General features: G+C 65.2%; 22 protein-coding genes. 9 read left to right on the forward strand and 13 right to left on the reverse strand.

All coding sequences use genetic code 11. From position 1 onward, the window contains the following. Positions 1-23 precede the first annotated feature (23 nt). From ISG32_RS02865 to ISG32_RS02905, 9 genes are all read right to left on the reverse strand, one after another. The gene (locus tag ISG32_RS02865; RefSeq protein WP_194769483.1) at positions 24-2360 is read right to left on the reverse strand and encodes a CHASE2 domain-containing protein; all 2337 of its coding nucleotides are present in this window, start codon (positions 2358-2360) and stop codon (positions 24-26) included. Between the two features lie 21 nt (positions 2361-2381). Then, entirely contained in the window at positions 2382-4013 is a 1632-nt protein-coding gene (locus ISG32_RS02870; protein WP_194769484.1) for a FecR domain-containing protein, read from the reverse strand. Positions 4014-4187: 174 nt separating this feature from the next. Continuing rightward, a complete protein-coding gene (locus ISG32_RS02875) occupies positions 4188-4901 on the reverse strand; it encodes a response regulator transcription factor (RefSeq protein WP_194769485.1) in 714 nt (237 codons plus the stop codon). Between the two features lie 363 nt (positions 4902-5264). Further along, positions 5265-6560, reverse strand: coding sequence for a tryptophan--tRNA ligase (locus tag ISG32_RS02880; RefSeq protein WP_194769486.1), 1296 nt, complete (start codon positions 6558-6560; stop codon positions 5265-5267). A 50-nt stretch (positions 6561-6610) separates the two neighbouring features. After that, a complete protein-coding gene (locus ISG32_RS02885) occupies positions 6611-7282 on the reverse strand; it encodes a site-2 protease family protein (protein ID WP_194769487.1) in 672 nt (223 codons plus the stop codon). Positions 7283-7382: 100 nt separating this feature from the next. After that, complete coding sequence (locus tag ISG32_RS02890) at positions 7383-8018, reverse strand: L-threonylcarbamoyladenylate synthase (RefSeq protein WP_194769488.1); 636 nt, start codon at positions 8016-8018, stop codon at positions 7383-7385. Between the two features lie 25 nt (positions 8019-8043). Continuing rightward, entirely contained in the window at positions 8044-8934 is an 891-nt protein-coding gene (locus ISG32_RS02895) for a 3',5'-nucleoside bisphosphate phosphatase (RefSeq protein WP_194769489.1), read from the reverse strand. Between the two features lie 233 nt (positions 8935-9167). Then, positions 9168-10883 carry a single-stranded-DNA-specific exonuclease RecJ gene (gene recJ / locus ISG32_RS02900; RefSeq protein WP_194769490.1) on the reverse strand — a complete coding sequence of 572 codons (1716 nt, stop codon included), beginning with the start codon at positions 10881-10883 and terminating at the stop codon, positions 9168-9170. After that, positions 10880-11845, reverse strand: a complete 966-nt coding sequence (locus ISG32_RS02905) for a phosphoglycerate mutase (protein ID WP_194769491.1) — start codon at positions 11843-11845, stop codon at positions 10880-10882. The genes recJ and ISG32_RS02905 overlap by 4 nt, the downstream gene beginning before the upstream one ends. Before the next feature lie 99 nt (positions 11846-11944). On the opposite strand from ISG32_RS02905, the gene ISG32_RS02910 reads away from it, so the two are divergent. Together ISG32_RS02910 and lolD are read left to right on the forward strand one after the other, a co-directional pair. Further along, entirely contained in the window at positions 11945-13198 is a 1254-nt protein-coding gene (locus ISG32_RS02910; protein WP_194769492.1) for a lipoprotein-releasing ABC transporter permease subunit, read from the forward strand. Positions 13199-13202: 4 nt separating this feature from the next. Then, complete coding sequence (gene lolD, locus ISG32_RS02915; RefSeq protein WP_194769493.1) at positions 13203-13886, forward strand: lipoprotein-releasing ABC transporter ATP-binding protein LolD; 684 nt, start codon at positions 13203-13205, stop codon at positions 13884-13886. Between the two features lie 15 nt (positions 13887-13901). On the opposite strand, the gene ISG32_RS02920 is transcribed toward lolD, so the two are convergent. Genes ISG32_RS02920 through ISG32_RS02935 form a run of 4 tightly spaced genes read right to left on the reverse strand, consistent with a single transcriptional unit; the run spans position 13902 to position 17978 of the window. Further along, positions 13902-14954, reverse strand: coding sequence for a VWA domain-containing protein (locus ISG32_RS02920; protein WP_194769494.1), 1053 nt, complete (start codon positions 14952-14954; stop codon positions 13902-13904). A gap of 43 nt (positions 14955-14997) precedes the next feature. After that, on the reverse strand, positions 14998-15996 hold the full coding sequence (locus ISG32_RS02925; RefSeq protein WP_323745885.1) for a DUF58 domain-containing protein: 999 nt from the start codon (positions 15994-15996) through the stop codon (positions 14998-15000). Further along, the gene (locus ISG32_RS02930) at positions 15989-17005 is read right to left on the reverse strand and encodes an AAA family ATPase (protein ID WP_194769495.1); all 1017 of its coding nucleotides are present in this window, start codon (positions 17003-17005) and stop codon (positions 15989-15991) included. Before ISG32_RS02930 ends, ISG32_RS02925 begins: the two co-directional genes overlap by 8 nt. 34 nt (positions 17006-17039) lie before the next feature. Continuing rightward, positions 17040-17978 carry a S1C family serine protease gene (locus tag ISG32_RS02935; RefSeq protein WP_194769496.1) on the reverse strand — a complete coding sequence of 313 codons (939 nt, stop codon included), beginning with the start codon at positions 17976-17978 and terminating at the stop codon, positions 17040-17042. A 248-nt stretch (positions 17979-18226) separates the two neighbouring features. Here ISG32_RS02935 and ISG32_RS02940 point away from each other — a divergent pair, with 248 nt between their 5' ends. The 7 genes from ISG32_RS02940 (at position 18227) to ISG32_RS02970 (ending at position 25937) form a co-directional block, all read left to right on the forward strand. Then, positions 18227-19087: a TatD family hydrolase gene (locus ISG32_RS02940; RefSeq protein WP_194769497.1), complete on the forward strand. Its 861-nt coding sequence runs from the start codon at positions 18227-18229 to the stop codon at positions 19085-19087. Further along, positions 19084-19620, forward strand: coding sequence for a DNA-deoxyinosine glycosylase (locus tag ISG32_RS02945; RefSeq protein WP_194769498.1), 537 nt, complete (start codon positions 19084-19086; stop codon positions 19618-19620). The genes ISG32_RS02940 and ISG32_RS02945 overlap by 4 nt, the downstream gene beginning before the upstream one ends. Continuing rightward, positions 19607-20404: a spermine/spermidine synthase domain-containing protein gene (locus tag ISG32_RS02950; RefSeq protein WP_194769499.1), complete on the forward strand. Its 798-nt coding sequence runs from the start codon at positions 19607-19609 to the stop codon at positions 20402-20404. The genes ISG32_RS02945 and ISG32_RS02950 overlap by 14 nt, the downstream gene beginning before the upstream one ends. A gap of 52 nt (positions 20405-20456) precedes the next feature. Next, the gene (locus ISG32_RS02955) at positions 20457-22250 is read left to right on the forward strand and encodes a GspE/PulE family protein (protein WP_228529543.1); all 1794 of its coding nucleotides are present in this window, start codon (positions 20457-20459) and stop codon (positions 22248-22250) included. Between the two features lie 345 nt (positions 22251-22595). Continuing rightward, complete coding sequence (locus tag ISG32_RS02960) at positions 22596-23084, forward strand: tripartite tricarboxylate transporter TctB family protein (RefSeq protein ID WP_194769500.1); 489 nt, start codon at positions 22596-22598, stop codon at positions 23082-23084. 16 nt (positions 23085-23100) lie between these two features. Continuing rightward, complete coding sequence (locus ISG32_RS02965; RefSeq protein WP_194769501.1) at positions 23101-24612, forward strand: tripartite tricarboxylate transporter permease; 1512 nt, start codon at positions 23101-23103, stop codon at positions 24610-24612. Between the two features lie 359 nt (positions 24613-24971). Continuing rightward, positions 24972-25937, forward strand: a complete 966-nt coding sequence (locus ISG32_RS02970) for a DMT family transporter (RefSeq protein ID WP_194769502.1) — start codon at positions 24972-24974, stop codon at positions 25935-25937. Positions 25938-25959: the final 22 nt, after the last annotated feature.

Genomic DNA, 25959 nt, shown 5'->3' on the forward strand with positions numbered 1-25959 from the left:
TGCGTCAGAGCGTGTTTACGATCTCAGGTGGCGTCCGGCATGGTTTTGGGCACATGCAGGCGGAATTCAGTGCCGCAGCCGGGCTCGCTGACCACGTCGATATGGCCGCTGTGGCGCTGGATCACGGTGCGAACCAGTGCAAGGCCAAGGCCGATGCCTTGAATGCCGGGGTGAGTGCTCTCGTGCAGGCGGCGGAAGGGCTCGAACAGCGTGGCGCGCTTTTCGGCGGGAATGCCGTGGCCTTCGTCGCGGATGCTGATCACCCAGTCGTCGCCTTCGGTGAACAGGTTGCAGTGCACGGTGGTCTGCTTCGGGCTGAACTTGAGCGCATTGCTCATCACGTTGCCGATGGCGCGCCCGATCATGCTGCGGTCGCCCCAGCAGGCGGCGATGTCGGGGCGATATTCGAGGCGCACCTGCACCTGTTTTTCCTGCGCGCTGGCCCATGCATCGTCCACGCTTTGCTCGAGCAGTGCGCCAAGGTCGAAGGTGGTCAGCGTGTAGGTCTGCGACTGCGCGCTCGCAAGGCGCACAAAGCCCTCGGCCATCGACAGCGACGACTGCGCATAGCGCTCGATGCGCGGCAGCAGCTCTGACGAGGGCACCTGATCCGGATACTCGCGGTGCATCTCCAGCAGCGTGATGATCGATGCGACGGGCGAGCGGATGTCGTGCGAGATGAAGTTCAGCGCCTCGTCGCGCTGCTTCTGCGCGCGTCGCATGTCGGTCAGATCGACCAGCGTGACCAGCCAGCCCGCATTGGAGCTGGCGGCGAACGGCTTGCACAGCAGCAGGAAGTAGTGGCCCTGATCGTCGCGGCACTCCTGCTGGCTGGGAAGGTCTGGCCATTTGAGCGGATTGAGAGACAGCAGCGGTTTGCCGGATTCGGTGTGCACCAGATCGGAGAGCAGCTCGGCGAGCGCATGGCCGATGGGGTCGGGCGTGGTGTCCTCCACAAGCCGGGATGCGGCCGCGTTGGCCAGCGTGATCACTCCGAGGCTGTCGCAGACGAAGGTGGGCGAGGGCAGTTGATGCAGGCTGTCGCGCACGAAGTGGTGCAGCTCGCGCAGTTGCTGCGTGGCCTGCTCCACGGCGTGGATGCGGCGCTCGAGGAAGTCGCTGGGCAGAATGCGGTTCGGGCGCATGACGGTCGGGGTCGGCAGCTTCACGCCGTCCTGCGTGAGATCGTGCATTTCCTGACTCAGGAACATGGCGGCGGCCGAGAGGCGTCGCCAGCTCCACAGCGGATAGCTCAGCAGCACGCCCATCATTCCGGATGCGGGTGAGAACTGCCAGCCGGTCGCGAGGGTGGTGACCGCGCCCACCAGCAGCATGAACAGGAACATCAGGCTGCAGGCGACCAGCGCGGCGAAGGGGCCGAGCAGCAGAACCGCGATCAGCGACGCGGCGACCGGCAGCAGGTTGAACACCAGATTCCACGACTGCGGCGCCGGCATGATGCGCACGCCTTCCATCCGCGAGTTGAGCACATGGGCCACGAGCTCGACGCCCGGAATCCGGTCTGCCGACGGACCGACGGGCGCGGCGAACATGTCGCCGAGGCCGGTGGCCGTCGCGCCCACGAGCACGTACTTGTTGTGGAAGGCGTCGGCGGGCACGCGCTTCATCAACACGTCGATATAGGAATAGGTCGTGAACGTCGGCCCTGCCCGAGAGCCCTTGGCGAACGGGATCACGCGCAGTCGGCTGCGTTGCCATTCCTCGCGCGCATCGGGAACGCTGGCGCCGTCGCAGCCGGGATACTCTCGGGCCCGCGCCGCGCATTGCATGGCGAGGCTGAAATGCGGGCGCATCGCACCTTCCGGGCCTTCGAACAGATAGAGCCGCCGGGCCACGCCGTCGGAATCCACCTGAACATGCACATGGCCGAGTTGCGCCGCTCCTTCGCGGATCACCGGCAGCGGGGCGTCGACGGAGGCTCTGGTCTCGTCGGTGCTGCGGATGATCGGCAGCACCACGTTGCCGTTGCGGGCGATGGCCTGCGAGAGGATGGTGTCGTCTCCGGGATAGTCGGCATCGGGCTCGCTGAACAGCACGTCAAGGCCGACCGCGCGCGGTGACTGCTCGGTGATCTGGTCGAGCAGCTGCGCATGCAGGGCGCGCCTCCAGGGCCATCGGCCGATGGCCTCGATGCTGCGGTCATCGATGGCGACGATGACGATGTCCCGATTGGCCTCGGGCGCGTGCAGGCGACCGCCCACGTCGTGGATCAGGTGGTCCACGCGCTGCAGCGCATCGGTCATGCACAGCCAGGTGACCAGACACAGCAGCACCACAGTGAGCAGCGACCACTCGCGCTGCTGGAGCTGTGGTCGACTGGTGGCGCGAAATGGACTCATGCGCTCAGCGGATCAAATGCCTCACTTGCGCGTGAGGGGTTCACCGTCGGATGAGGTCAGAGGCACGCCATAGCCGCTCTGCACTTCGGCTGCGGCACGCACCAGACGGGCCGCCGAGAACGGACTCTCGAGCCCGGTGGCGGTGTCATGCGTCTTGATGCGCACATAGTAGGCACCGGGCTTGACGTCGGTAGAGTCCCACATCGGCTTGTCGAGCTTCTCGTCCGTCAGAATTTCGGCGAAGTCCTCGGTGCGCGCGAGCTGCAGGCGGTAGGTCTGATCGGCCTCGCCGGACCACTGCAGATGCAGGCCGGGATTGTCTTCGGGGCTGTTCAGCGCGGAGAGATCCGGCGTGGCTGGATTGTTGGCGAGCTTGAAGGCCTGCGGCTTGGCGAACGGTCCCTGATCGGGCGTGCCATCCGCCAACTGGCGAATGCTGGCCGCGCGCCACAGATAGCTGCCCACTGGCAGGCTCGAGAGCAGCGCGCTGCAGTCGCCGGTGTTCTTCTGATCGAGCAGTGGCTGGGCGAATCCCGCCGCATCGGTGGCGACCTGAATGCGATAGGTCTGCACGCCACTCACCGGCGTGCATTGCAGTGAACCCGAGGTGCGCGACGTCGTGCCGCCCGGAGCGGGTTGCTGGTAGAGCGGCGGCGGTGGCTGGGTCTTGACCTTGAGCTTGCGCTTGGCCGGCATGCCGGGCAACTGCTGCCCATCAATGGCGCGCGCGAGGACATAGTAGTCGCCGTCATCGACGAGCTTCATGCGCACCTGCGCCGTCGTGAAGGTGCCACTGCGCAGCACCTCGGACATCGACTCGTCACGCGCGACCTGCACCTGATAGGCGCTGGCCTGCTGGACAGGGTCGAGCTGGAGACTCAGGAAGTTCGAGTCCTCCATCGTGTCGGGCAGTTTGGAGAGATCCGGCGACGGCAGCAGCGTCTGGGCCTGACCGAGCTGACCATCGCTGCTGACCGCAACGCCCTGACCTTCGTTGATCATGGCGGCGCCGGCTTTGTCACTGCCCTGCACCGCGACCGTGCCCTGAGTGACCGACGACAGCGCGCTGCCACTGTCGGTAAGCGAGACATCGAAGGTGGTGCCGCGCACGCTGGTGGTGGCGCGTGGAGTGCGCACCTCAAACTTGCGGGTCGGGTCGGGCTCGGTGCCCACGGTCGCGTTCACGCTGCCCTTTTGCATCTCCAGCACCGATTGCAGGCTTCCGGCGCGGCCCTTGCGGCGCAGTTGCTGCAGTTGCACATCGGACTGCGCCTGAATGCGAATCAGACTGCCGTCGGCCAACTTGACGGTAACGAACGAATCCGGCGCGACCTTGATCTCGGCGCCTTCGTTGAGTTTCTGGCCTGCCTTGAGTTCAGTGGCTTGTTCGCCGGGTTGGGTCGTGACGCTGGCCTGACCTTGCACAAAACTCACTTCCGCTGATTGCATTGGAAGGAATTTGACTGGAATGCGAAGAATCGATCCTGGTTGCAAGTGCCTTGGATTGCTTACCCGGTTGTACTTCTGCAACTCGGCCCAGAGCTTGGTGTTCCCGTAGAAATCGGTGGACAGGCGTTCGAGCGTGTCGCCCTGTCGGACCTGATGCTCGATGAATCCATCGGGATTGGCCTGCGCAAACAGGGGCAGGGCCATGGCAGCGAGTGCCACGGCCCTGAGGATCAGTTGTTTCGGCGGCGATTGACTCAGCAAACAAACCACGGTACTTCCTCCCGGACAAATGTCATTATTCCAGTCTTCGCGCTTTCGCGCGTGCTGATGACGCTATCCTACAGAGAGTTGAGCACTGTGGTGCAACCGGGCGCTGATTTACAGGGATATCAAGGCGTCTTCGGATTTGGGCTTGACGGCTTCGAAACGATAGCCCATGCCGTAGACGGCGGTCACGATGAAACCGTTGTCGGGGCGCAGGTCCAATTGGCTGCGCAGGCGCGAGATGTGGGTGTCAAGCGAGCGCGAGATCACGTCGCTGGTCTGGCCCCAGATGATTTCACGCAGGTGGTCGCGCGAGAGCAGGCGGCCCATATTCTGAAAGAGGAACAGCGCCAGATCGTATTCGCGGTTCTTGAGCTCGACGGGCTTTCCGTCCATCTCAAGCGTGCGTGTTTCGGGCAGGAAGCGGTAGCGGCCGAACTCCAGCACCTCGTTGACGGCTGCGGGATAGGCTCGGCGCAGCAGGGCACCGACGCGGGCCGTGAGCTCGCCCACGCGCACGGGCTTGACCATGAAGTCATCCGCGCCGCAGTCGAGACCTTCCACGATGTCGCGCTCTTCCTGGCGGCTGGTGACGAAAAGAATCGGCAGATCCAGCCCCACATGCTTGCGCACCCAGCGCACCACCTCGGGACCCGAGGTGTCGGGGAGGTGCCAGTCGACCAGCAGCAGATCGAAGGTGTCGCGTCGCATGTCCTTCATGAGGGCCGCGCCGGTTTGATACGTGTGACACGAGTGCCCCATGTCGGTTATGGCACGCTTGAACAGCTCGAGCTGCAGTGCGTCATCATCCAGAGCCACAATTCGCATGGAAATCCTTGCAGGAATGCATTGGGAAAAAGCTTCGGCAGAGTATAGGAAGCAGACCGATGAACGGCACATTCGCGGCGTGAAGTTAACATTTGTTAACTGCCCCGGTCACTGCCCTGAATCCCTGTTGATATACGTCGATTGTGTTTCCGCTGACTTCTTGCGGATCACGTATTGGCTCGAAGCTCTGGAATGCGATGTCGCAAGCCTTTCGGATCTCTGTTGGTAGCTGTTCTCCTCTGGAGTGTTTTTAAGATCTCATCGCGAGGCTTGCAGGGTGCGTGATTGGCAACGCGGCTGACCGCTCAAGGCCGCGCCTGCAATACCGAGCGGAGATCGCAAATGCGCTCTTGGGATTGAGGATCAGGCAGCGTTGCGCAGGGCGTCGAGAGCGGCCTGCACATCGGTCTGGCTCACGCCATCGGCCAGCGTGAGTTGCGACGCGAGGGAGGCCAGCGCGCCGGCATCCTTCTGCAGCTGTCCGATGGTCTGTCCGGCGTCCTTGGGCGCGGTGAACGCGGCGCTTTGCAGCAGCAGCTTGCCGTCGGCCGCCACGAGCTTGAAGTAGAACTTGCCGTCGGCCTCGCGGTATTGCTTGAAGCTCGGCAGCGCGACCTTGGTCTCCTTGGCTGCCTTCTTGCTGCCGGAGCCAGCACGCAGGCTGCGCAGGCCCACGGCTTCACGCAGCGTCTGCACGAAGGGGTGGGACTTGGCGCGCGCGCGTTCCTCGCCGATCCGCAGTGCGGCCTCGACCTTGTCGGGGTGGGCCATCAGGTCGTCGTAGTGCGCGCGCATCGGCGTGATTTCCGCGTCGATGCACTCGAACAACGCCTGCTTGGCATCGCCCCAGGAGATGCCGTCGGCGTACGCGCGGCGCATGGATTCGGTCTGCTCGGGCGTGGCGAACGCCTGGTAGAGCTGGAAGAGCGCGGAGCCTTCGATCTCCTTGGGTTCGCCAGGCGCGCGCGAGTCGGTGACGATACTGCCCACGAGCTTCTTGAGCTGATCGCGCGGGGTGAACAGCGGGATCGTGTTGTCGTAGCTCTTGCTCATCTTGCGGCCGTCGAGACCGGCGATGGTCGCCACGTTTTCCTCGATCGCGGCCTCGGGCAGCGTGAAGTGTTCGCCGTAGAGGTGGTTGAAGCTCGACGCGATGTCGCGCGCCATCTCGATGTGCTGGATCTGGTCGCGGCCCACGGGCACCTTGTGGGCGTTGAAGATCAGGATGTCGGCGGCCATCAGCACGGGGTACATGAACAGACCCGCGGTCACGCCGTCGTCGATGTCACGACCTGCCTCGGTGTTCTTGTCCTGCGAGGCCTTGTAGGCGTGCGCGCGGTTGAGCATGCCCTTGCCGGTCACGCAGGTGAGGAACCAGGTCAGCTCGGTCACCTCGGGCAGGGCCGATTGGCGGTAGAAGGTGACATGCTCTGGATCAAGCCCTGCCGCCAGCCAGCTTGCGGCGATCTCCAGCGTCGAGCGGTGCACGCGCTCGGGGTCATGCGCCTTGATCAGCGCATGGTAGTCGGCGAGGAAGTAGTAGCTCTCGACGCCCGGATCGCGGCTGGCCTTGATGGCGGGACGGATCATGCCGGCGTAGTTGCCGAGGTGGGGTGTGCCGGAGGGGGTGATGCCGGTGAGAAAGCGGGTGACGGACATAATTTGGAGATGAAAATTCAGGAAATCGGAACGATAGGGGAGCGTGCCGCTCAGCCCACCAGAAGTGCGCGGAACGGCATCATGAGCAGGCTGATGACGTAGTAGCCCGCCGTCATCAGCGGCTGCAGCCAGTAGTCGCTCACCACGCCTGCGATGACCAGTCCCATGACGATGAAGAAACCGTAGGGCTCAAGCCGTGCGAGCCACTGCGCCTGCTTCCAGGGCAGCAGTCCGACCAGCACGCGGCCACCGTCGAGCGGCGGAAGCGGAAACAGGTTGAACGCCCACATCACCAGATTGACCATCACGCCGGCCTTGGCCATGGCGAGAAAGAAGCGTTCGTTGACGCCGAAGGCGACGAGCACGATCAGGAGCAGCGCCCACAGAATCGCCTGAATGAAGTTGGCGAGCGGGCCGGCAAGCGCCACCCAGATCATGTCGCGCTTGGGATTGCGCAGATGTGAGAAGTTCACCGGCACGGGCTTGGCGTAGCCGAACAGGAAGGCGCCCGAGGTCGCGAAGTACAGCAGCAACGGCATCAGAATCGTGCCGATGGGGTCGATGTGCTTGATCGGGTTGAGGGTGATCCGGCCCATCATCAGTGCGGTATTGTCACCAAAATGACGGGCCACGTAGCCGTGAGCGGCCTCGTGTACCGTGATGGCAAAGAGCACCGGAAGGGCGTAGATCAGAACGGTTTGAATGAGATTGGATGCGTCCACGCGGCCATTTTCGCAGACCTGAGCGGCGGGCCGGACGCGAAGCCCCAAAAACGCATGTCCGACATGCTGAATTGGGGCTGTGCGGGGTCTTTCCGGGGCGTCAGAGGCCCAGAGCGGAAAGGCTGCCGCGTCCCTCGCGCACCACCACCGCCTCGCCGCCGTTCTCCATCGGCGTGAGATCGACCACCGTGGTCGGCTGCTGCGGGCAGGGGCCCGCGTCGACCACACCGTCGATCAGCTTCTCGAAGCGCTCGCGGATTTCCTCGGGGTCGTTCAGCGGCTCGGTCTCGCCGGGCGGGATGAAGGTCGATGCCAGCAGCGGGGCGCCGAGCATCTCCAGCAGCAGCTGCGTGCCCTTGCGGTCGGGCACGCGCAGGCCGATGGTCTTGCGCTGGGGATGGCTCACGCGGCGCGGCACTTCCTTGGTCGCGTCGAGGATGAAGGTGTAGGGGCCGGGCGTCGCCTGCTTGAGCAGACGGTACTGGCGGTTGTCCACGCGCGCGTAGCTTGAGAGTTCCGACAGGTCGCGGCACAGCAGGGCGAGATGGTGCTTTTCGTCGATCTGGCGGATGCGGCGCAGGCGTTCGACGGCCTTGGTGTCGTCAAGCTGGCAGACGAGGGCATAGCTCGAATCGGTGGGGATCGCCATCACGCCCCCACTCTGCAGAATCGACACGGCCTGCTTGAGCAGACGCGGCTGCGGGTTTTCTGGATGGATTTCGAAGTACTGCGCCATGGATGGTGATTCTTGATCTTGGTGTTCAGGCGGTCTCGCGACGCTGGATGCGGTGGGCGATCACTTCCCATACGGGGGTGAGCTGGCTGGGCAGGGGCGGCAGCGTGCCCAGATCGGTGTGGGACTCATCGGGGCTGTGGAAGTCGCTGCCGCGCGATGCGGCCAGGTCGAACTCCAGCGCCATGTCGGTGTAGGTCTTGTATTCGGACGGGGTGTGGCTGCCGGTCACGACTTCCACGCCCTGGCCGCCGTGCTTCTTGAATTCAGTGAACAGCGCGTATTCCTCGTTGGCGGTGAATCGGTAGCGCGCAGGGTGCGCGATCACCGCCATGCCGCCCGCCTCGCGGATCCAGCGCACGGCGTTGGCGAGCGTCGCCCACTGATGCGGAACGAAACCCGGATTGCCTTCGGTGAGGTAGCGCCGGAACACCTCGGAGGTGTCGCGGCAGGCGCCGACCTCGACCAGATGGCGCGCGAAGTGCGTGCGCGAGATCAGCTCGGGATTGCCCACGTACTTGAGCGCACCTTCATAGGCCCCGTGAATGCCCGCTTCGGCGAGCTGCCTTGAAATCTCCTGCGCCCGCGCGCCGCGGCCTCCGCGGGTGAGCGCCAGACCCTGCACGAGCTGCGCGTCATCCGGGTCGAAGCCGAGACCCACGATGTGCACCGTGTTGTCCGCAAAAGTGACCGAGATCTCGGTGCCGGTGAGATAGTCCATGCCGTTGGCATGCGCGGCGACCCGCGCCCGGTGCTGACCGCCGATCTCGTCGTGATCGGTGAGCGACCAGAGCTGCACGCCATTGGCGCTTGCGCGTTCCGCCAGAACTTCGGGGGTGAGCGTGCCGTCAGACACTACGGAGTGACAGTGAAGATCGGCGTTGAGTGGGGGAGAAAGAGAAATAGACACGTGGCCCATTTTATGGGCGCAGCGCGGAACGTGCATCACTGACATTTGTCAGTGCATGCACATATGGACGATTAATTGCAAGCAGACGTTTGGAAAAGCGTCACCCTCTTGAGCCGCTTCGCGCATTTCACGGGCTCCGCGCATTGCTGCGCAAGGCGGGCCTTGCGCAGTGGCTCTCGTCTGGGCTGAACCATTCTCACACGCTCCCGAAGGTGCGCGGCTCCATCGGGAAATGCCTTTCTTCAGTCCGCCCAGCCCTCGACGAGGAACTGCACCTTGCGCTCGCCGCGCCATTCGTTCACGTCGAGGCGGAAGGCCAGCGTGGCGCGGGCGGGCAGCGGGTCGGTGTGGCCGAACCAGATGGCGTCCACCGGCTGGCCCTGGTGCAGCAGCTTGATCGACAGGTGATTCTTGGCCTCGCCGACGAGGCGCTGGCTCACGATCTCGACCTCCTCGCTGAAGGTCGGCGGCGCAAAGCCCTGGCCCCAGACCTCGCGGTGCAGCACGTCGACGAGTTCCGCGCGGCAGTATTCGGGCGCGAGCGGGCCGTCGGTCTCGAGCTTGCGGGTGAGCGTGGCGGCGTCGAGCCATTCCTGCGCGACCTGCGCGAAGCCCTGCTCGAACACGTCGAAGAACTCCTCGGCCACGGTGCAGCCGGCCGCCATCGCGTGGCCGCCGAACTTGAGCAGCACGCCCGGATGGCGCTTGGCCACCAGATCGAGCGCGTCGCGCAGATGAAAGCCGGGGATGCTGCGGCCCGAGCCCTTGAGCTCGTGTTCCTTGCCCGGCGCGCTGCTGGCGGCGAAGACGAAGGTCGGGCGATGCAGCTTGTCCTTGAGGCGCGATGCGACGATGCCGACCACGCCCTCGTGAAAGTCGGGATCGAAAACGCTGATCGCCGCTGGCGGCTCTTCGCTTTCGTCGAACAGCGTCTCGGCCATGAGCATGGCCTGCTCGCGCATGCCGCCTTCAAGCTCGCGGCGTTCGCGGTTGATGGCGTCGAGCTGTCCGGCCAGATCGGCGGCACGCGCAGGGTCATCGGTGAGCAGGCACTCGATGCCGAGCTTCATGTCGTCCAGCCGCCCGGCGGCGTTGACGCGCGGGCCAAGGCCGAAGCCGAAGTCGAAGGTGGTCGCTTCCTCCGACTTGCGGCCCGTGACCTTGAACAGCGCCGCCACGCCCGCGGGCATATGTCCGGCGCGAATGCGCTTCAGACCCTGGGCGACGAGGCGGCGGTTGTTGCTGTCGAGCTTGACCACATCGGCCACGGTGCCCAGCGCCACCAGCGGCAGCAGCGGCTCGAGTTTGGGCTGCGTGGCCTTGTCGAACACGCCGCGCTCGCGCAGCTCGGCGCGCAGCGCCATCAGCACATAGAACATCACGCCGACACCGGCGGCAGACTTGCTTTCGAAATCGCAGCCCGGCTGGTTGGGGTTGACGATGGCATCGGCCAGCGGCAGCGTGGGGCCGGGCAGGTGATGGTCGGTGACCAGCACCGACAGGCCCAGCTTTTTGGCCTCGGCCACGCCCTCGACGCTGGCGATGCCGTTGTCCACGGTGATCAGCAGGTCGGCATTGCGCTCGTGCACGCGGCGCGAGATCGGTGGCGTGAGGCCGTAGCCGTCCACCACGCGGTCGGGCACGAGGTAGTCCACGTTTTTCGCGCCCAGCAGGCGCAGGCCGCGCACGCCCACGGCGCAGGCGGTGGCACCGTCGCAATCGTAGTCAGCGACGATGATCATGCGCTTGTCGGCGGCGATGGCATCGGCGAGCAGCGTGGCCGCTTCACGTATGCCGCGCAGGCCCGACGGAGGCAGCAGGCGCGCAAGGGCATCGTCGAGCTCGTCGCTGTTGCGCACGCCGCGCGCGGCGTACAGGCGCGCCAGCAGCGGATGCACGCCCGCCTGTTCCAGCGTCCACACGACTCGCGGCGGAATGTCTCTGGCGATGATCTTCATAGTTTGCTTTGCAGGTCCAGAAAGCGTTGCGGTCTGGAGAAAAGGCTTTTGAGTTTCTGGCCGAAGCCGCGCTCGGCGGTCTCGAACTGCATCGAGCTGCATTCGCCGCACAGCGTGAGCCGGGCCTTGCCGCCCGCCGCCACATGGTGCTCGATCTCGGCCACCGCGCCGGCGTCAAGCTCGCGCCACTGCGCGGCCCACTGTGGCCAGTCTTCGCGCAGCGCCGCGTCGCGCAGGCCGCTTGGAACCAGTGGCGAGGCACTGGCGGGCGGGACGGTCGGCAGGCGGCCCGCACCGTGCATCCAGAAGGAGTTGACGGGCGGCAGACCTTCCTCGGCGCGCGCGTCGTTCAGCGGATGGGTGTAGAGCAGCATCTGCATCTCGCTTTGCAGGCGGTGGATGGCGCGCGTGTGCTCGGCGTTGTCGGCCAGCGGCATCCACGAGCGCACATCGCGCTGGGTCACACGATCGAGCGAGGCGGTGGTCACGCCATCGAACACGTCACCACAGGCGATCCAGCGCATGGGTTCGTCGTAGATCAGTTCGATGCCATCGTCGGCGAACCACGGCGCAAGCAGCTCCATCAGCGCGCGCGAGCTGAACGGCGTGAGCTGCAGATCGGCCGGGTCCAGCATCGTCACATGGTCGGTGCTGACATGCCATTGGCAGGGGGTGATGTAAGCCCACGCTTTCGATCGAATGGTTTCATCGCGCAGATGGCGCTGCTGCCACGCGGCCCAGGGCGTGATGCCGTTCTTGGCTGCGGGCAGGCCGAGGGCTCGGGCCAGGGCGCGTTCGTGCGGCGGGGAGAAATCGGTTTCCTCACCGGCATCGGTGCCCGCGAGCGTCATGCGCGCGAGCAGGCGATCCAGATGCGGCAGGGGCAATTCTTTGAGCGTCTGCTGGCAGCCCGGCGAAGGGCTGGCCGCGAAGGGAATGAGTAAATGGGGGACGTCCGACATGGGGTCTATTGTCCGGGATGCCACAATCCATGTGCACAAGCAGGCCGGATTTTGTGATTTGCACAGAGCCGACCGGTCTGCGTCATGATTCCAACCACCATGCAAATTCCATACGAACTGGCCGTGGGCTGGCGCTATACCCGCGCGGGCCGCGCCACGCGGCGCAACGGCTTCATCTCTTTCATCTCGGGCGTGTCGATGCTGGGCATCGCGCTTGGGGTGGCCGCGCTCATCATCGTGCTCAGCGTGATGAACGGCTTTCAGAAGGAAGTGCGCGACCGCATGCTCGGCGTCGTCTCGCACATCGAGGTCTTTGCGCCGCAGGGTGCCGCGCTGCCGGACATGCCGCTCACGCTCAAGGAGTCGCGTGACAATCCCAACGTGGTGGGCGCCGCGCCCTTCGTTTCGGCACAGGCGCTGCTTGGGCGCGGTGACGAGGTCAAGGGCGCGCTGGTGCGCGGCATCGATCCCGCGCTCGAAGGCCAGGTGACCGACATGGCGGCCGAGCATGTGCAAGGACTCAAGGCGCTGGTGCCCGGCGAGTTCAACGTGATTCTGGGCAGCGAACTCGCGCACAGCATGGGCGTCCTGCCCGGTGATCTGGTGACGCTGATCGCGCCCTCGGGACAGGTCACGCCGGCCGGCGTGGTTCCGCGCATCAAGCAGATGAAGGTGGCGGGCACCTTCAATTCCGGCCACTATGAATACGACTCCGCGCTGGTCTTCATGCACCACTCGGACGCGGAGAAGATCTTCCGCCTCGAAGGCCCGACGGGCATCCGCCTCAAGATCAAGGACCTGCACCTGGCGCCCGAGGTGGCGATGCAGCTCGCGCATTCGCTGTCCGGCCATCTGCTGATCCGCGACTGGACGCAGCAGAACAAGACCTGGTTCGCGGCCGTGCAGCTCGAGAAGCGGATGATGTTCATCATCCTCACGCTGATCGTCGCGGTGGCGGCGTTCAATCTGGTGTCCACGCTGGTGATGACGGTGACCGACAAGCGCGCCGACATCGCGATCCTGCGCACGCTGGGCGCGAGCCCGAAGAGCATCATGGGCATCTTCGTCGTGCAGGGCGCGATGGTGGGCGTGATCGGCACGCTGGCCGGTCTGGGGCTGGGCCTCCTGATCGCCTTCAACATCGACGTGATCGTCCCTGCCATCGAGCGCCTGCTGCACACGACTTTCCTGCCCAAGGACATCTACCTCATCAGCAAGATGCCGAGCGAGCCGCAGTACGGCGACATCATGCCGATCGCCGTCATTTCCCTGATTCTGGCCTTCGCGGCCACCCTGTATCCGAGCTGGCGCGCCAGCCGCGTGAACCCAGCCGAGGCGCTGCGCTATGAGTGATGCGATGAACGACCAGAACAAGAAGATCGTGCTGCGCGCGCGCGGGCTGACCAAGCGTTTTGAAGAGGGACGGCTCGACGTCACCGTACTGCATGGCGTCGATCTCGACGTGTACGCGGGCGAGACGCTGGCCATCGTCGGCGCCTCGGGTTCGGGCAAGAGCACGCTGCTGCATCTGCTCGGCGGACTGGATGCGCCGACCAGCGGCAAGGTCGAGTTGATGGGCCAGGATCTGGCGCTGCTGTCTGCCGACAAACAAGGCCGCCTGCGCAACGAGCACCTGGGCTTCATCTACCAGTTCCACCATCTGCTGCCTGAATTCAGTGCGCGTGACAACGTGGCGATGCCGCTGCGCATCCGCCGCTGGGACAAGGAGCGCTGCCTGCAGAGCGCGGATGCGATGCTGAAATCCGTGGGGCTGGAGCAGCGCGTGCAGCACCGCCCGGCGGAGCTCTCGGGCGGCGAGCGTCAGCGCGTGGCGATCGCGCGTGCGCTGGTCACCGCGCCCGCCTGCGTGCTGGCCGACGAGCCCACCGGCAATCTCGACCGCAAGACGGCGGACACGGTGTTCGGGCTCATGATGCAGCTCGCGCGCGATCGGGGAACCGCCTTCGTGATGGTGACGCACGACGAGTCGCTGGCCGCGCGCTGCGACCGCGTGCTGCGCTTGGTCGCAGGCAATCTGTGATCCAGGCGCTGAGCCTCAGAGCACCCGTCCGTACCACCACAGCGACAGCGTGGCCGCGAGGATGATGAACAGCGCGCCGACCAGCGCGAGCAGCGAGGAGACCTCGGTCTCGCGCTTCTCGAGCGTGAGGCGCGAGTGCAGCGTCTCGTAGACCTTGAGCAGATCCTGCGCGGTTGCGGCGTGGAAATATTCGGCCTTGGTGAGCTTGGCGACGCTCTTGAGCGTTTCCTCATCGAGCCGCACGCGCATCGACCAGCCTTCGAATTCGATCACCGTGCCCTCGGGCGTACCCACGCCGACGGTGTAGACGCGCACGCCCCGGTCGGCCGCCCATTGCGCCGCGAGCAGCGGGTCCACGCCGGTGTTGCGCTGGCCGTCGGACAGCATCACGATGGCGGCAGAGTTGTATGAGCCCGGTGGGACCGGCGCGGGCGGCATGCGCTGCGCACCGGGGCTGTTGCCGATCACCTCGTCGATGCTGCGTGCGAACATGCCCTCGCGTCCCGAGAGCGCCGCGAGATCGACGCCGCTGCCCGGAAAGATGGCCGCGAGCGCCATCAGAATGCCATTGCCCGTGGCCGTGCCGCGCTGCAGCTGGAACGTGTCGATGGCGGCGTTCAGGTCGTCGTGGTTCTGCGTCGGCAACTGCGCGATCTGAGCGGTCCCGGCGAAGGCCACGACCGATACCCGCACATTGCGCGGCAGCGCGGCGATGAAGGCCTTGGCGGCGTTCTGTGCGGCCACCAGACGGTTGGGCTCGACATCGTTGGCGCGCATGCTGCCCGAGACATCCATGGCCAGCACGATGGTCTGCTGCTCGAGCGGCAGGCGCAGCGTGGCGATGGGCCGCGCGGCCGCGAGCAGCAGAGCGGCCAGCCCGATCAGGCACAGCAGCGGCGGAATGTGGCGGCGGATGCGCTGGCCCTTGCCCATGGCCTCGCGCGCGATCGACAGCGCGGGGAAGTGCAGCGCGGTGCTTCTTCGCCGCCGCTGCGCCAGCCAGTACAGGAGCACCAGAAGCGGTAGAAGCAGCAGCAGCCAAAGCATGGTGGGCCAGAGAAATGCCATGTTGCTGATGCTCCTTTCTTGCGTGTTCGTTGGGTGAGTTGATTCAGTGCGCGGCCGCCGCCTGAGGCTCGGATTCGACGTGCCTGATGAGGCGGCTGGTCCGCAGTCCGCGCAGCGACAGAAAACGGATCATGGAGTCGAGCAGATCGTCGTCGGTGGCGAGCTCCAGCGTGTCGACGCGGGCCTGCGCGAGGCTGGCGCGCAGTTGGGCCTCCCGCTCTGCGGCCAGGCGCGCATAGCGTTTGCGAAAGCCGCTGCTGCGCGTGTCCACATGCAGGCGCTCGCCGGTCTCGGGATCGCTGAGCCAGACGAGACCGATGTCCGGCAGCTCGAGCTCGAGCGGATCGAGCAGCCGCACCGCGACCACGTCATGGCGCTCTGCCAGCCGCGCGAGCGGTTTCTCCCAGCCTGGATCGCTCATGAAATCGGAAACCAGAAACACCGTCGAGCGACGGCGCAGCAGGCCCTGCGCGGACTGCAGCAGGCGGTGCAGCTGGGTCGTTCCGGGCGTTCTTTCCGATGCGGCGGAGGGCGTCAGGATCGGTGCTCCTCCGCCCATCAGCATGTGCAGCAGCTGCAGCACATGCGCCCGGCTGCTGCGCGCGGGCAGGGCGCGATCTCGCGCGGCGCCGCCGTGCAGCACGGCACCCACGCGGTTGCCGCGCCGGGTGAACAGCCGCGCGAGCACGCCCGCAAAGCCGATGAGCTGGTCACGCTTGGTGCGACCGGGTGGGCCGAAATCCACCGACGCGCTCAGGTCCAGCAGAAACCAGGCGGTCATCTCGCGGTCCTCGGTGAACACGCGCACATGGGGCGTTCCGAGGCGCGCGGTGACGTTCCAGTCGATGTGGCGCACGTCGTCGTGCGGCTGGTATTCGCGCAGATCGGCCAGATCGATGCCGGTGCCGCGCATCAGCGTGCGGTAGTCGCCCTGCAGCAGCCCGTCGAGCCGCCGCAGCACGCGCCATTCGAGCCGCTGCAGCAGCTGCTCGGCGTTCCGCGTGACTGTGGTGGCCTCGGCGGGCTTGACGCTATCAGGCACGGCGTGCCTCCTTGTCGCTGATGTCGGCCGTGCGCGCCGGGGCGGGCAGGCGCACCAGAATCTGGTCGATCAGCGCATCGACGTTGCGGCCATCGGCCATGGCCTCGTAGGACAGCGAAATGCGGTGGCGCAGCACGTCGTGCGCGAGCTCCTTCAGGTCCTCGAGCAGCACGTAGCTGCGCCCGCGCATCAGCGCCAGCGCCTGCGCACCTTCGGCCAGCGCGATCGTGGCGCGGGGACTGGCTCCGCAGGCGATGGCGCCGCTCAGGTCCTTGAGTCCGTAGATGCCCGGGTTGCGCGTGGCCGCCACCACCCGCACCGCATACTGCAGCAGCGAGGGGTCGACATAGACCTCGCGCGCCGCGCGCTGCAGCTGCGCGAGCTGCGTGGTGCTCGCCACGGCCTGCACGGTCACAGGGGGGGCGAGCGCGCGCTCGGCGATCACGAATTCCTCGTCCTCGCTCGGATAGCCGATCACCACCTTCATCATGAAACGGTCCACCTGCGCCTCGGGCAGCGTGTAGGTGCCCTCGGTCTCGATGGGGTTCTGCGTGGCCATCACGAGAAACGGCTCGGCCACGCGGTGGGTCTCGCCCGCGATCGTCACCTGCCGCTCCTGCATCACCTCCAGCAGTGCGCTCTGCACCTTGGCGGGCGCGCGGTTGATCTCATCGGCCAGCAGCAGATGGGTGAACACCGGGCCGAGCGTGGTGCTGAACTCGCCGGTGCGCTGGTTGTACATGCGCGTGCCGATCAGGTCGGCGGGGACAAGGTCGGGCGTGAACTGGATGCGGCGGAAGTCACCGTTGACGGTGGCCGCGAGCGTCTTGACGGTGAGCGTCTTGGCCAGACCCGGCACCCCCTCGACCAGCAGATGCCCCTGCGCGAGGATGGCGACCATCACGCGCTCCAGAAAGCGGTCCTGGCCGACGACGACGCGCTTGATCTCGTAGAGGATCTGCTCCATCAGCACGGCGGTCGGTGGGGTGGTGGGGCTGTGGGTCTCCATCGTGTTCATCCTTGCGCGCTGAATGGGCGCGGGTTCAGAAGGGGGGCGAGCCGAGCGCCTTGGCTGCGTTTTCTATGGGCACGGCAAAACCGATGCCCAGCGAGGTCCGTGACGAGGTCGGGTTGAGAATCGCGGTGACGATGCCGATGACCTCGCCGTCCATGGTGACCAGCGGCCCGCCGGAGTTTCCGGGGTTGGCCGCGGCGTCGAACTGGATCAGGTTGCGCAGCGTCTGCTTGCCTTCGGGCGACTGGAACTCGCGCTTGAAGCCCGAGAGCACGCCCGCTGACACCGAAGGCCCAATGCCGAACGGAAAGCCGACCGCGATCACCTGATCGCCCGCGTTCAGGCCCTCGGTGGAACGCATGGCGGCGGCCTGCAGATCGTCGGGCGGCTCGGTGGCCTTGAGCACCGCGAGGTCGTTCTCCGGCTGGATGTTGATGACCTCGGCGTTGGAGGTGCTGCCGTCCGCGAACTGGACCGCGATGCGGCGCGCGCCGTTGATCACGTGCAGGTTGGTGAGAATGACGCCGGTGTCCACCACCACCACGCCCGTGCCCTCGCCGCGCTCGACCTCGGTGCCGCGCTTGGTGCGGGCGTAGCTCACCACGTGCACGACCGATGGCGCGATCTTGGCGGCGGCTCTGGCGGTGGGCGAGGGGAGGGTCTGCGTCTGCAGCGTGCGCAGCACGGCCGCGTCGATGTCCTGCTGCGTGATTTGCTGCGGTGCACGATGCTTCTGGTCATGGACCCAGAAGCCGAGCATGGCCGCGTTCATCGCAAGCACGAGCGCCAGCAGCAGCCAGGCGACATGCGGGCGGCGGCGGGTGTGGGGGGAGGGGGGCTCGGCTGGTTCGGGGTTGGCCCGCGGGGGGCTCTCGTCCGCCGCGTCTGCGTCAGCGACCAGCGGCGTGTCCCCGGCGGCGGAGACAGGGGCGCGGCGTGAGCTGCTGTAACGGGCGATCCGGGGCATGCGGCACCTTTGCTGGCGGCCTCTGCGTCGTGCGAGCTGTGGCGCAGAGCCTCCTTCAAAGCAGTTAAGGAGAGTTTCTCGATGGCTTGAGAGCCACAGTAGCACGGATTCCCGGGGAGCGCACACCGAATTGGATTTCGTCTTACAAGGAGTGGTCCGATGTTGCGCGACTTCACATCATGGCATCTGCGATACGGCGGGAGACCCGGTGGCCGCCGATGCGTTCCGATCTGCGGCATCATTCCCCCATGCAGACTGCACCCACCACTCCGTTCTGGATAGACACCCATTGCCATCTGGACGAATTCGTCGTTCATGGCGGGCAGGAGCATGCCGATGCCATGCGCGCCGAAGCCCGCGGCGCAGGAGTGGCGCAGTGCGTGATACCGGCGGTCGAGCGCGGCAACTGGCAGGCATCGCGCGAGGTCGCGCACCGCTGGGGCGACAGTTACGCGCTCGGCATTCATCCGCTGTACACCCCACGCGCCGAGCAGGGCGATCTGGCCGCGCTCGAGGCGGCGCTTGCCGAGGCGAGCCGCGATGCCCGGCTGGTGGCGGTGGGCGAAATCGGGCTGGACTATTTCGTTGCAGGCCTCGATCCGGCGCGGCAGGAGCATTTCTACCGCGCGCAGCTGCAACTGGCGCGGCGCTTCGATCTGCCGGTGATCCTGCACGTGCGCCGCTCGGCCGACCGGTTGCTCAAGCATCTGCGCGAGGTGCCGGTGCAGGGCGGAATCGCCCATGCATTCAACGGCAGCCTGCAGCAGGCCGAGGCCTTCATCGCGATGGGCTTCAAACTTGGCTTTGGCGGTGCGCTGACGTTCGAGCGGGCGCTGCAGCTGCGGCGTCTGGCCGAGCAGTTGCCGCCCGAGGCACTGGTGCTTGAGACCGATGCGCCGGACATTCCACCCCACTGGCTCTACGTTACGGCCGAAGCGCGCGAGGCTGGCGTGCCGCAGGCGCGCAATGCGCCGGCGCAGTTGCCCCGGATCGGTGCGGTGCTGGCCGGGCTGCGCGGTATCGAGGCAAGCGAGATGGCGCGCATCAGCAGCGCCAACGCGGCAGCGGCGCTGCCACGGCTTGCGGCCTTGCTGGATGCGCGGCCATGACGGGGTCGGTGCAGTCGCTGCTCACCGGCCTGCCGCCCCTGGTAAGCCCCGAGACCCGGGTGCTGGTGCTGGGCAGCTTTCCGGGCGTGGCCTCGCTGCGGGCGGCGCAGTACTACGGCCATCCGCAGAATCATTTCTGGAAGATTCTCGCGGCGCTCTGGCCCGGGCATCCCTTGCCCGACCGTGCGGACTATGCCGCGCGATGCCGGTGGCTGCTGGAGCGGCGTCTCGGCGTCTGGGACGTGTATGCCGCCTGCGAGCGCGAGGGCAGCCTGGATGCCGACATCCGCAACGCGCAGGTGAATGATTTTGCTGCGCTGCAAAAGCAGCTCCCGCACCTGTCCGCCATCGCCCACAATGGCGGGGAGAGCTTTCGCCACGCGAAGGCGGTTCGCAGGAGCATGGCTTTACACGACGATGACAGAATCGCTTCGCTGCGTTTGCCGTCCACGAGTGCGGCCAACGCGTCGCAGAGCTTTGAAAAGAAACTGAATGCCTGGCGCGAGGCGCTGGCATCCCATGGATTGGTGTGAAGAGTTGACTACCCGAAAAAAACAAACCGCTGCCCCCCAACTGCCCGAGGTGAGCGTCTCCGACGATGGCGTGGCGCGCTATCTTCATCTGGGCACGCCCTGGGTGCAGGGATCGATGAAGATGGCAGCGCCGTTCGAGATCGATCTCGAGTACGTGCAGCGCATGATGGCCTGGCTGCTGTTCGTCGAGCCCGAGCGCGTGTCGCGCCGCCACGCGATGCAGCTGGGGCTGGGGGCAGGCGCGATCACCAAGTTCTGCGTGAAGAAGCTGCGCATGAAGAGCACGGTCATCGAGCTCAATCCGCAGGTCATCAGCGTCTGCCGCTCGTGGTTCAAGCTGCCGCCCGACAGCGCCAAGCTCGAGGTGGTGCTCGGCGATGCGGCCGAGGAGATCCGCAACGACAAATGGCTGGGCACGGTGGATGCGCTGGCGGTGGACCTGTATGACCACGACGCGGCGGCACCGGTGCTCGACAGCGCCGAGTTCTACAAGGACTGCCGTGCGCTGCTCACCGACGATGGTGTGCTGACGGTGAACCTGTTCGGCCGCTCGTCGAGCTACGAGAGCAGCGTGGCCAAGCTCGCCGAGGCCTTTGGCGAAGACGCGCTCTGGTCCTTCAAGCCCACGCGCGAGGGCAATACCATCGTGCTCGCGCAGCGCACGCCCACCCGTCCGACTCGCGCCGAGCTGATGGCCAGAGCCGAGGAAGCCAAGACCCGCTGGGACCTTCCCGCGCCCAAATGGCTGCGCGTGTTCAAGCCGGTCAAAGTGGCGACGGAATGAGTGGCGGATGCATCAAGAGCCCATCGACAAGAACATGGAAAGAGAGCGGAACATGAGCACGATGACCGACACGAATGGAGCCCCTGCACGCGGCAGGCATGAGGGACCGCTCGACTGGCGCACCATCGTCAAGTGGCTGCGCCGGGAAGGCGTGATCGATGCCGAGATGGCCGAGCGCACCATCGAGCGCTGCTCGCGCGCGGAGAGCGTGCAGCATCCGCTGGTGCGCCTTGGCAACGTGGGCATGGTGCGCGCGAGCGACGGAAAGCCGCTGGACACCTACATGCTCACCGAATACGTGGCGCAGCACAGCGACCTGCCGTATCTGCGCATCGATCCGCTGAAGGTCGACGTGGGCCGCGTGTCCGAGGCCATGAGCGCAAGCTACGCGGAGCGCCACAAGATCCTGCCGGTGCAGGCGTCGAATCTCGAGATCACGGTGGCGACGGCGGAGCCGTTCATCAGCGATTGGGTGGGCGAGGTCGAGCGCCAGTCGCGCCGCAAGGTCAAGCGGGTGATGGCCAATCCCGAGGACATCAAGCGCTACACGGCCGAGTTCTTCGCGCTCGCCAAATCCGTATGGCAGGCGCAGAAGGCCGGAGGCAACGCGGCGAGCGGCAACTTCGAGCAGCTGGTGGAGCTGGGCAAGGCCAACAAGCAGCTCGACGCCAACGACCAGGGCGTGGTGCGGGTGGTGGACTGGCTCTGGCAATACGCCTTCGACCAGCGCGCATCGGACATTCACCTCGAGCCGCGACGCGAGCAGGGAGTGATCCGCTTTCGCATCGACGGCGTGCTGCACGTGGTCTACCAGATGCCGATGAGCGTGCTCAACGCCATGGTCGCGCGGGTGAAGCTGCTCGGCCGCATGGACGTGGTCGAGAAGCGCCGCCCGCAGGATGGCCGCATCAAGACCCGCAACCCCGGCGGCGACGAGGTCGAAATGCGTCTGTCGACGCTGCCCACGGCGTTCGGCGAAAAGATGGTGATGCGGATCTTCGATCCGGACAACACCGTCAAGGACCTGAGCGCGCTCGGCTTTCCGCCGCACGACGCGCAGCGCTGGGAGATGCTGGTCAAGCGTCCCCACGGCATCATTCTGGTGACGGGCCCCACGGGCTCGGGCAAGACGACGACGCTGTATTCAACGCTCAAGCGCATCGCTACCGAAGAGGTGAACGTAAGCACGGTGGAAGACCCCATCGAAATGATCGAGGCGTCGTTCAACCAGACGCAGGTGCAGGCGCAGCTCGACTTCAACTTCGCCGAAGGTCTGCGCGCGTTGATGCGTCAGGACCCGGACATCATCATGGTCGGCGAAATCCGCGATCTGGAAACCGCTGAAATGGCGGTGCAGGCCGCGCTCACCGGCCACTTGGTGTTCTCGACCCTGCACACCAACGATGCGCCGAGCGCCGTCTCGCGCCTGATGGAGCTGGGCGTCGCTCCCTATCTCATCAACGCGACGTTGCTCGGAGTGCTGGCCCAGCGACTGGTGCGAACACTGTGCAAGGAGTGCAAGGTGCCTGACGAGGCGGCGGCGCCCGAGGCGCTGGCCGAGGTCATCAAGCCCTGGAAGTTCAACGGCGAGTACCGGGCCTACAAGCCGGTCGGTTGTCTTGAATGCCGGATGACGGGTTTCCGTGGGCGCATGGGCCTGTATGAACTGCTGACGGTGAGTGAGGAACTCAAGGACCAGATCAACCAGTCACCGTCCATTGACCGCATCCGCCGCCAGGGCGTGAAGGATGGCATGCGCCCACTGCGGCTCGCGGGCGCGATGCGCGCTGCCGAGGGCGTGACGACGATGGACGAGGTCATCGCGGCGACTCCGCCGCTGGAGTGATCACGGCGAGGCCGCAGGCCGAGAGAGTGCAGCAGGAACGCCGTGTTGGTGAAACCAACGCGGCGTTTGTTTTTTCGCAATCGAGCCTTTCGCAAATCCGAGCGCGAACCTGCGGAATAGGGGCACGAAGGTTTGAATGATTCGTCAGCGAGCTTGTCGATGTCGCTTCGTCTCGCAGGAGAGCTGCGTGTTACTACGTAGCTTATCCAGCAGTGCAACACGCTCGCAGGCCGCTTGTCTCTTAGGGAAAACTTGTATCCGGGTGTAGGTGGAATCCACATCGATTTGCACTGACGTGCAACTGACAATCCGCTGGTCGTTATCCTTTTCTCGGGAGACTTGTTTGTGAAAATAAAGAGCCAGAAAGATTTCTTTGCCGGCCTGATGTTCCTTGCCGTCGGAGGTGGTTTCGCCTGGGGCGCCACTACGTACAGCGTGGGTTCGGGCGCCCGTATGGGCCCGGGCTATTTCCCGCTGCTGCTGGGCGTCATTCTTGCCATCATCGGCGCCATCATCATGTTCAAGGCCACCGTGGTCGAGACCGAAGGTGGTGACCCAGTCGGCAAGTGGGCATGGAGGCAGATCGTCTTCATCATCGGTGCCAACCTGGTGTTCGGTCTGCTGCTGGCGGGCCTGCCTTCCGTGGGCATCCCGGCCATGGGCCTGATCATCGCCATCTACGGCCTGACCTTCATGGCCAGCCTGGCGGGCAGTACCTTCAATTTCAAGGAAGTGTTCATCCTCGCAACCGTGCTCGCCGCAGGCAGCTATGTGGCGTTCGTGTGGGCGCTCAACCTGCAATTCCCTGTGTGGCCTAGCTTCATTGCGGGTTGATTGGAGACACTAGAACATGGACCTGATACAAAACTTGTCGACGGGCTTCGGCGTCGCATTCACTTTCCAGAATCTGATCTACTGCTTCATCGGCTGTCTGCTCGGAACTCTGATCGGCGTGCTGCCAGGCGTGGGCCCCGTGGCCACCATCGCCATGCTGCTGCCCGCAACGTACGCGCTGCCTCCCGTGGCCGCGCTGATCATGCTGGCCGGTATTTACTACGGCGCGCAGTACGGTGGCTCCACCACCGCCATTCTGGTGAACCTGCCAGGTGAATCGTCCTCCGTGGTGACCGTGATCGACGGCTACCAGATGGCCCGAAAAGGCCGAGCGGGACCTGCGCTTGCGGCGGCCGGCATCGGCTCGTTCTTCGCAGGCTGCGTGGGTACCCTGATTCTGGCGGCCTTCGCTCCTCCGCTGACCGAAGTGGCCTTCAAGTTCGGCCCTGCCGAATACTTCTCGCTGATGGTGCTGGGTCTGATCGGTGCTGTGGTGCTGGCTTCGGGCTCGCTGCTCAAGGCCGTCGGTATGATCGTGCTGGGCCTGCTGCTGGGTCTGGTCGGTACCGACGTGAACTCCGGTGTGGCTCGTTACTCGTTCGACATTCCTGAACTGACCGACGGCATCAACTTCGTCGTGATCGCGATGGGTGTGTTCGGTTACGGTGAAATCATTGCCAACCTGTCCAAGGCCGACGATGAGCGCGAAGTGTTCACTGCCAAGGTGCAGGGCCTGTTCCCCACCAAGGAAGACTTCAAGCGCATGTTCCCCGCGATGATCCGCGGTACCGCTCTGGGCTCTGCTCTGGGTATCCTGCCAGGTGGTGGCGCTCTGCTGTCCGCTTTCGCTGCTTACACGCTCGAAAAGAAGACCAAGCTCAAGCCCGGTGAAGTTCCATTCGGCCAAGGCAACATCCGTGGTGTGGCGGCTCCCGAGTCGGCCAACAATGCTGGTTCGCAGACTTCGTTCATTCCTCTGCTGACACTGGGCATTCCACCCAACGCCGTGATGGCGCTGATGGTCGGTGCGATGACCATCCACAACATCCAGCCTGGTCCTCAGGTGATGACGAGCAACCCGGAACTGTTCTGGGGCCTGATCGCTTCGATGTGGATCGGCAATGCGATGCTGGTGATTCTGAACCTGCCGCTGATCGGCATGTGGATCAAGCTGCTGACCGTGCCTTATCGCTGGCTGTTCCCGTCCATCGTGCTGTTCTGTGCGATCGGCGTGTACTCCACCAACAACAACACGTTCGACGTGTGGCTGGTCGGTGCCTTCGGTTTCATCGGTTATCTGTTCTACAAGCTGGGCGTGGAACCTGCGCCGCTGCTGCTGGGCTTCATCCTGGGCCCAATGATGGAAGAAAACCTGCGTCGTGCGCTGCTGCTTTCGCGTGGTGACTGGAGCGTGTTCGTGACACGTCCGATCTCCGCAGGTCTGCTGGCCGCCGCTCTGCTGCTGTTGATCATCGTGCTGCTGCCAGCCGTGAGCAAGAAGCGTGAGGAAGCCTTCGTCGAAGACTGATGGAGTGATTACGCGATCTCTCCCTTGAAAACCCCGGTCGAAAGACCGGGGTTTTTCTTTTTCTGTGTTGTGTTTGCCTGTGGGGGATAACGCTGCCTTTGGCTGCGATCGGATGTCAGTGCAGGGGCGCCGAGAAATGCGTTCATGCGTTGTCGCGCCTCCTTGCCGTAGGGGTGGTCTTCGTCGGCGACGCTTGGCCTGAAAGCATTTCTCGACGCTGGGGTGGTGGATGGAGGCGCTCCGCCTGCGTCGTTGGCCCGCTACGACGGGGATTCGAGGGCATCCGCATCGTGCTGTTCCTGTTGGCGATGGCTGGGATGTCGCTCTGCGGACGGGGTGCTCGTGTCTGGGCACTCATAATGGGCTGCAACCCAGCTATTGTTTTCCCCGTGACTTCCGTCTCCTCTTCCTCCCCTTCAGCCACTCCTGCCAAGGGCCTCGCCGTTGGCATTGCGCTGGGCATGGTGGGCGCGATTGCATTCAGCGGCAAGGCCATCATCGTCAAGCTGGCGTATCGGCACGGGGTGGATGCGGTCACGCTGATCATGTACCGGATGCTGTTTGCGCTGCCGTTCTTCGTGGCGATGGCCGTGTGGTCGAGCCGGGGCAAGCCGCAGCTCATGCGGCGGGACTGGCTCGGGGTCATCGGGCTTGGCGTGTCGGGCTACTACCTGGCGAGCTTTCTCGACTTTGCGGGGCTCGCCTACATCACTGCGGGACTGGAGCGCCTGATCCTGTATCTCACGCCGACGCTGGTGGTTGCGCTCGGCTGGTTGCTGTATCGACGCGGCATCACCAAGGTGCAGGCCTTCGGCATGTTCGTCAGCTATCTGGGAGTGCTCGCGGTGTTCGGGCAGGAGGTGAAGGTCGCCGGCAGCAGCGTGGTCTGGGGCGTGTTCCTCGTGTTTCTCTCGGCGGTGAGCTATGCCATCTATCTGGTCTACAGCGGCGAGATGGTGCGGCGCATCGGGGCGCTGCGGCTCGTGGGGCTGGCGACGTCGGTGGCCTGCATCTGCTGCATTCTGCAGTTTCTGCTGCTCCGGCCGATGTCGGCGGCGTTCACCGTGGCGCCGCAGGTGATCTGGCTGTCGGTGCTCAACGCGGTGCTCTGCACGGTGGTGCCGGTGTTGCTCACGATGATGGCGATCGAGCGCATCGGTTCGGCCATGGTGTCGCAGATGGGGCTGATCGGACCGCTGTCGACGGTGCTCATGGGCGTGTGGCTGCTCGATGAACCGTTCACCACCGGCATCGCGCTTGGCACGGTGCTGGTGATCGCCGGGATATTCGTTTTCACGCGCGCGGGCGTGCGCGGCAGCGGCTAGTATTCCACTGGAATCATCAGGA

Source organism: Diaphorobacter caeni (genome assembly GCF_015354245.1).
Taxonomy (GTDB): domain Bacteria; phylum Pseudomonadota; class Gammaproteobacteria; order Burkholderiales; family Burkholderiaceae_C; genus Diaphorobacter_A; species Diaphorobacter_A caeni.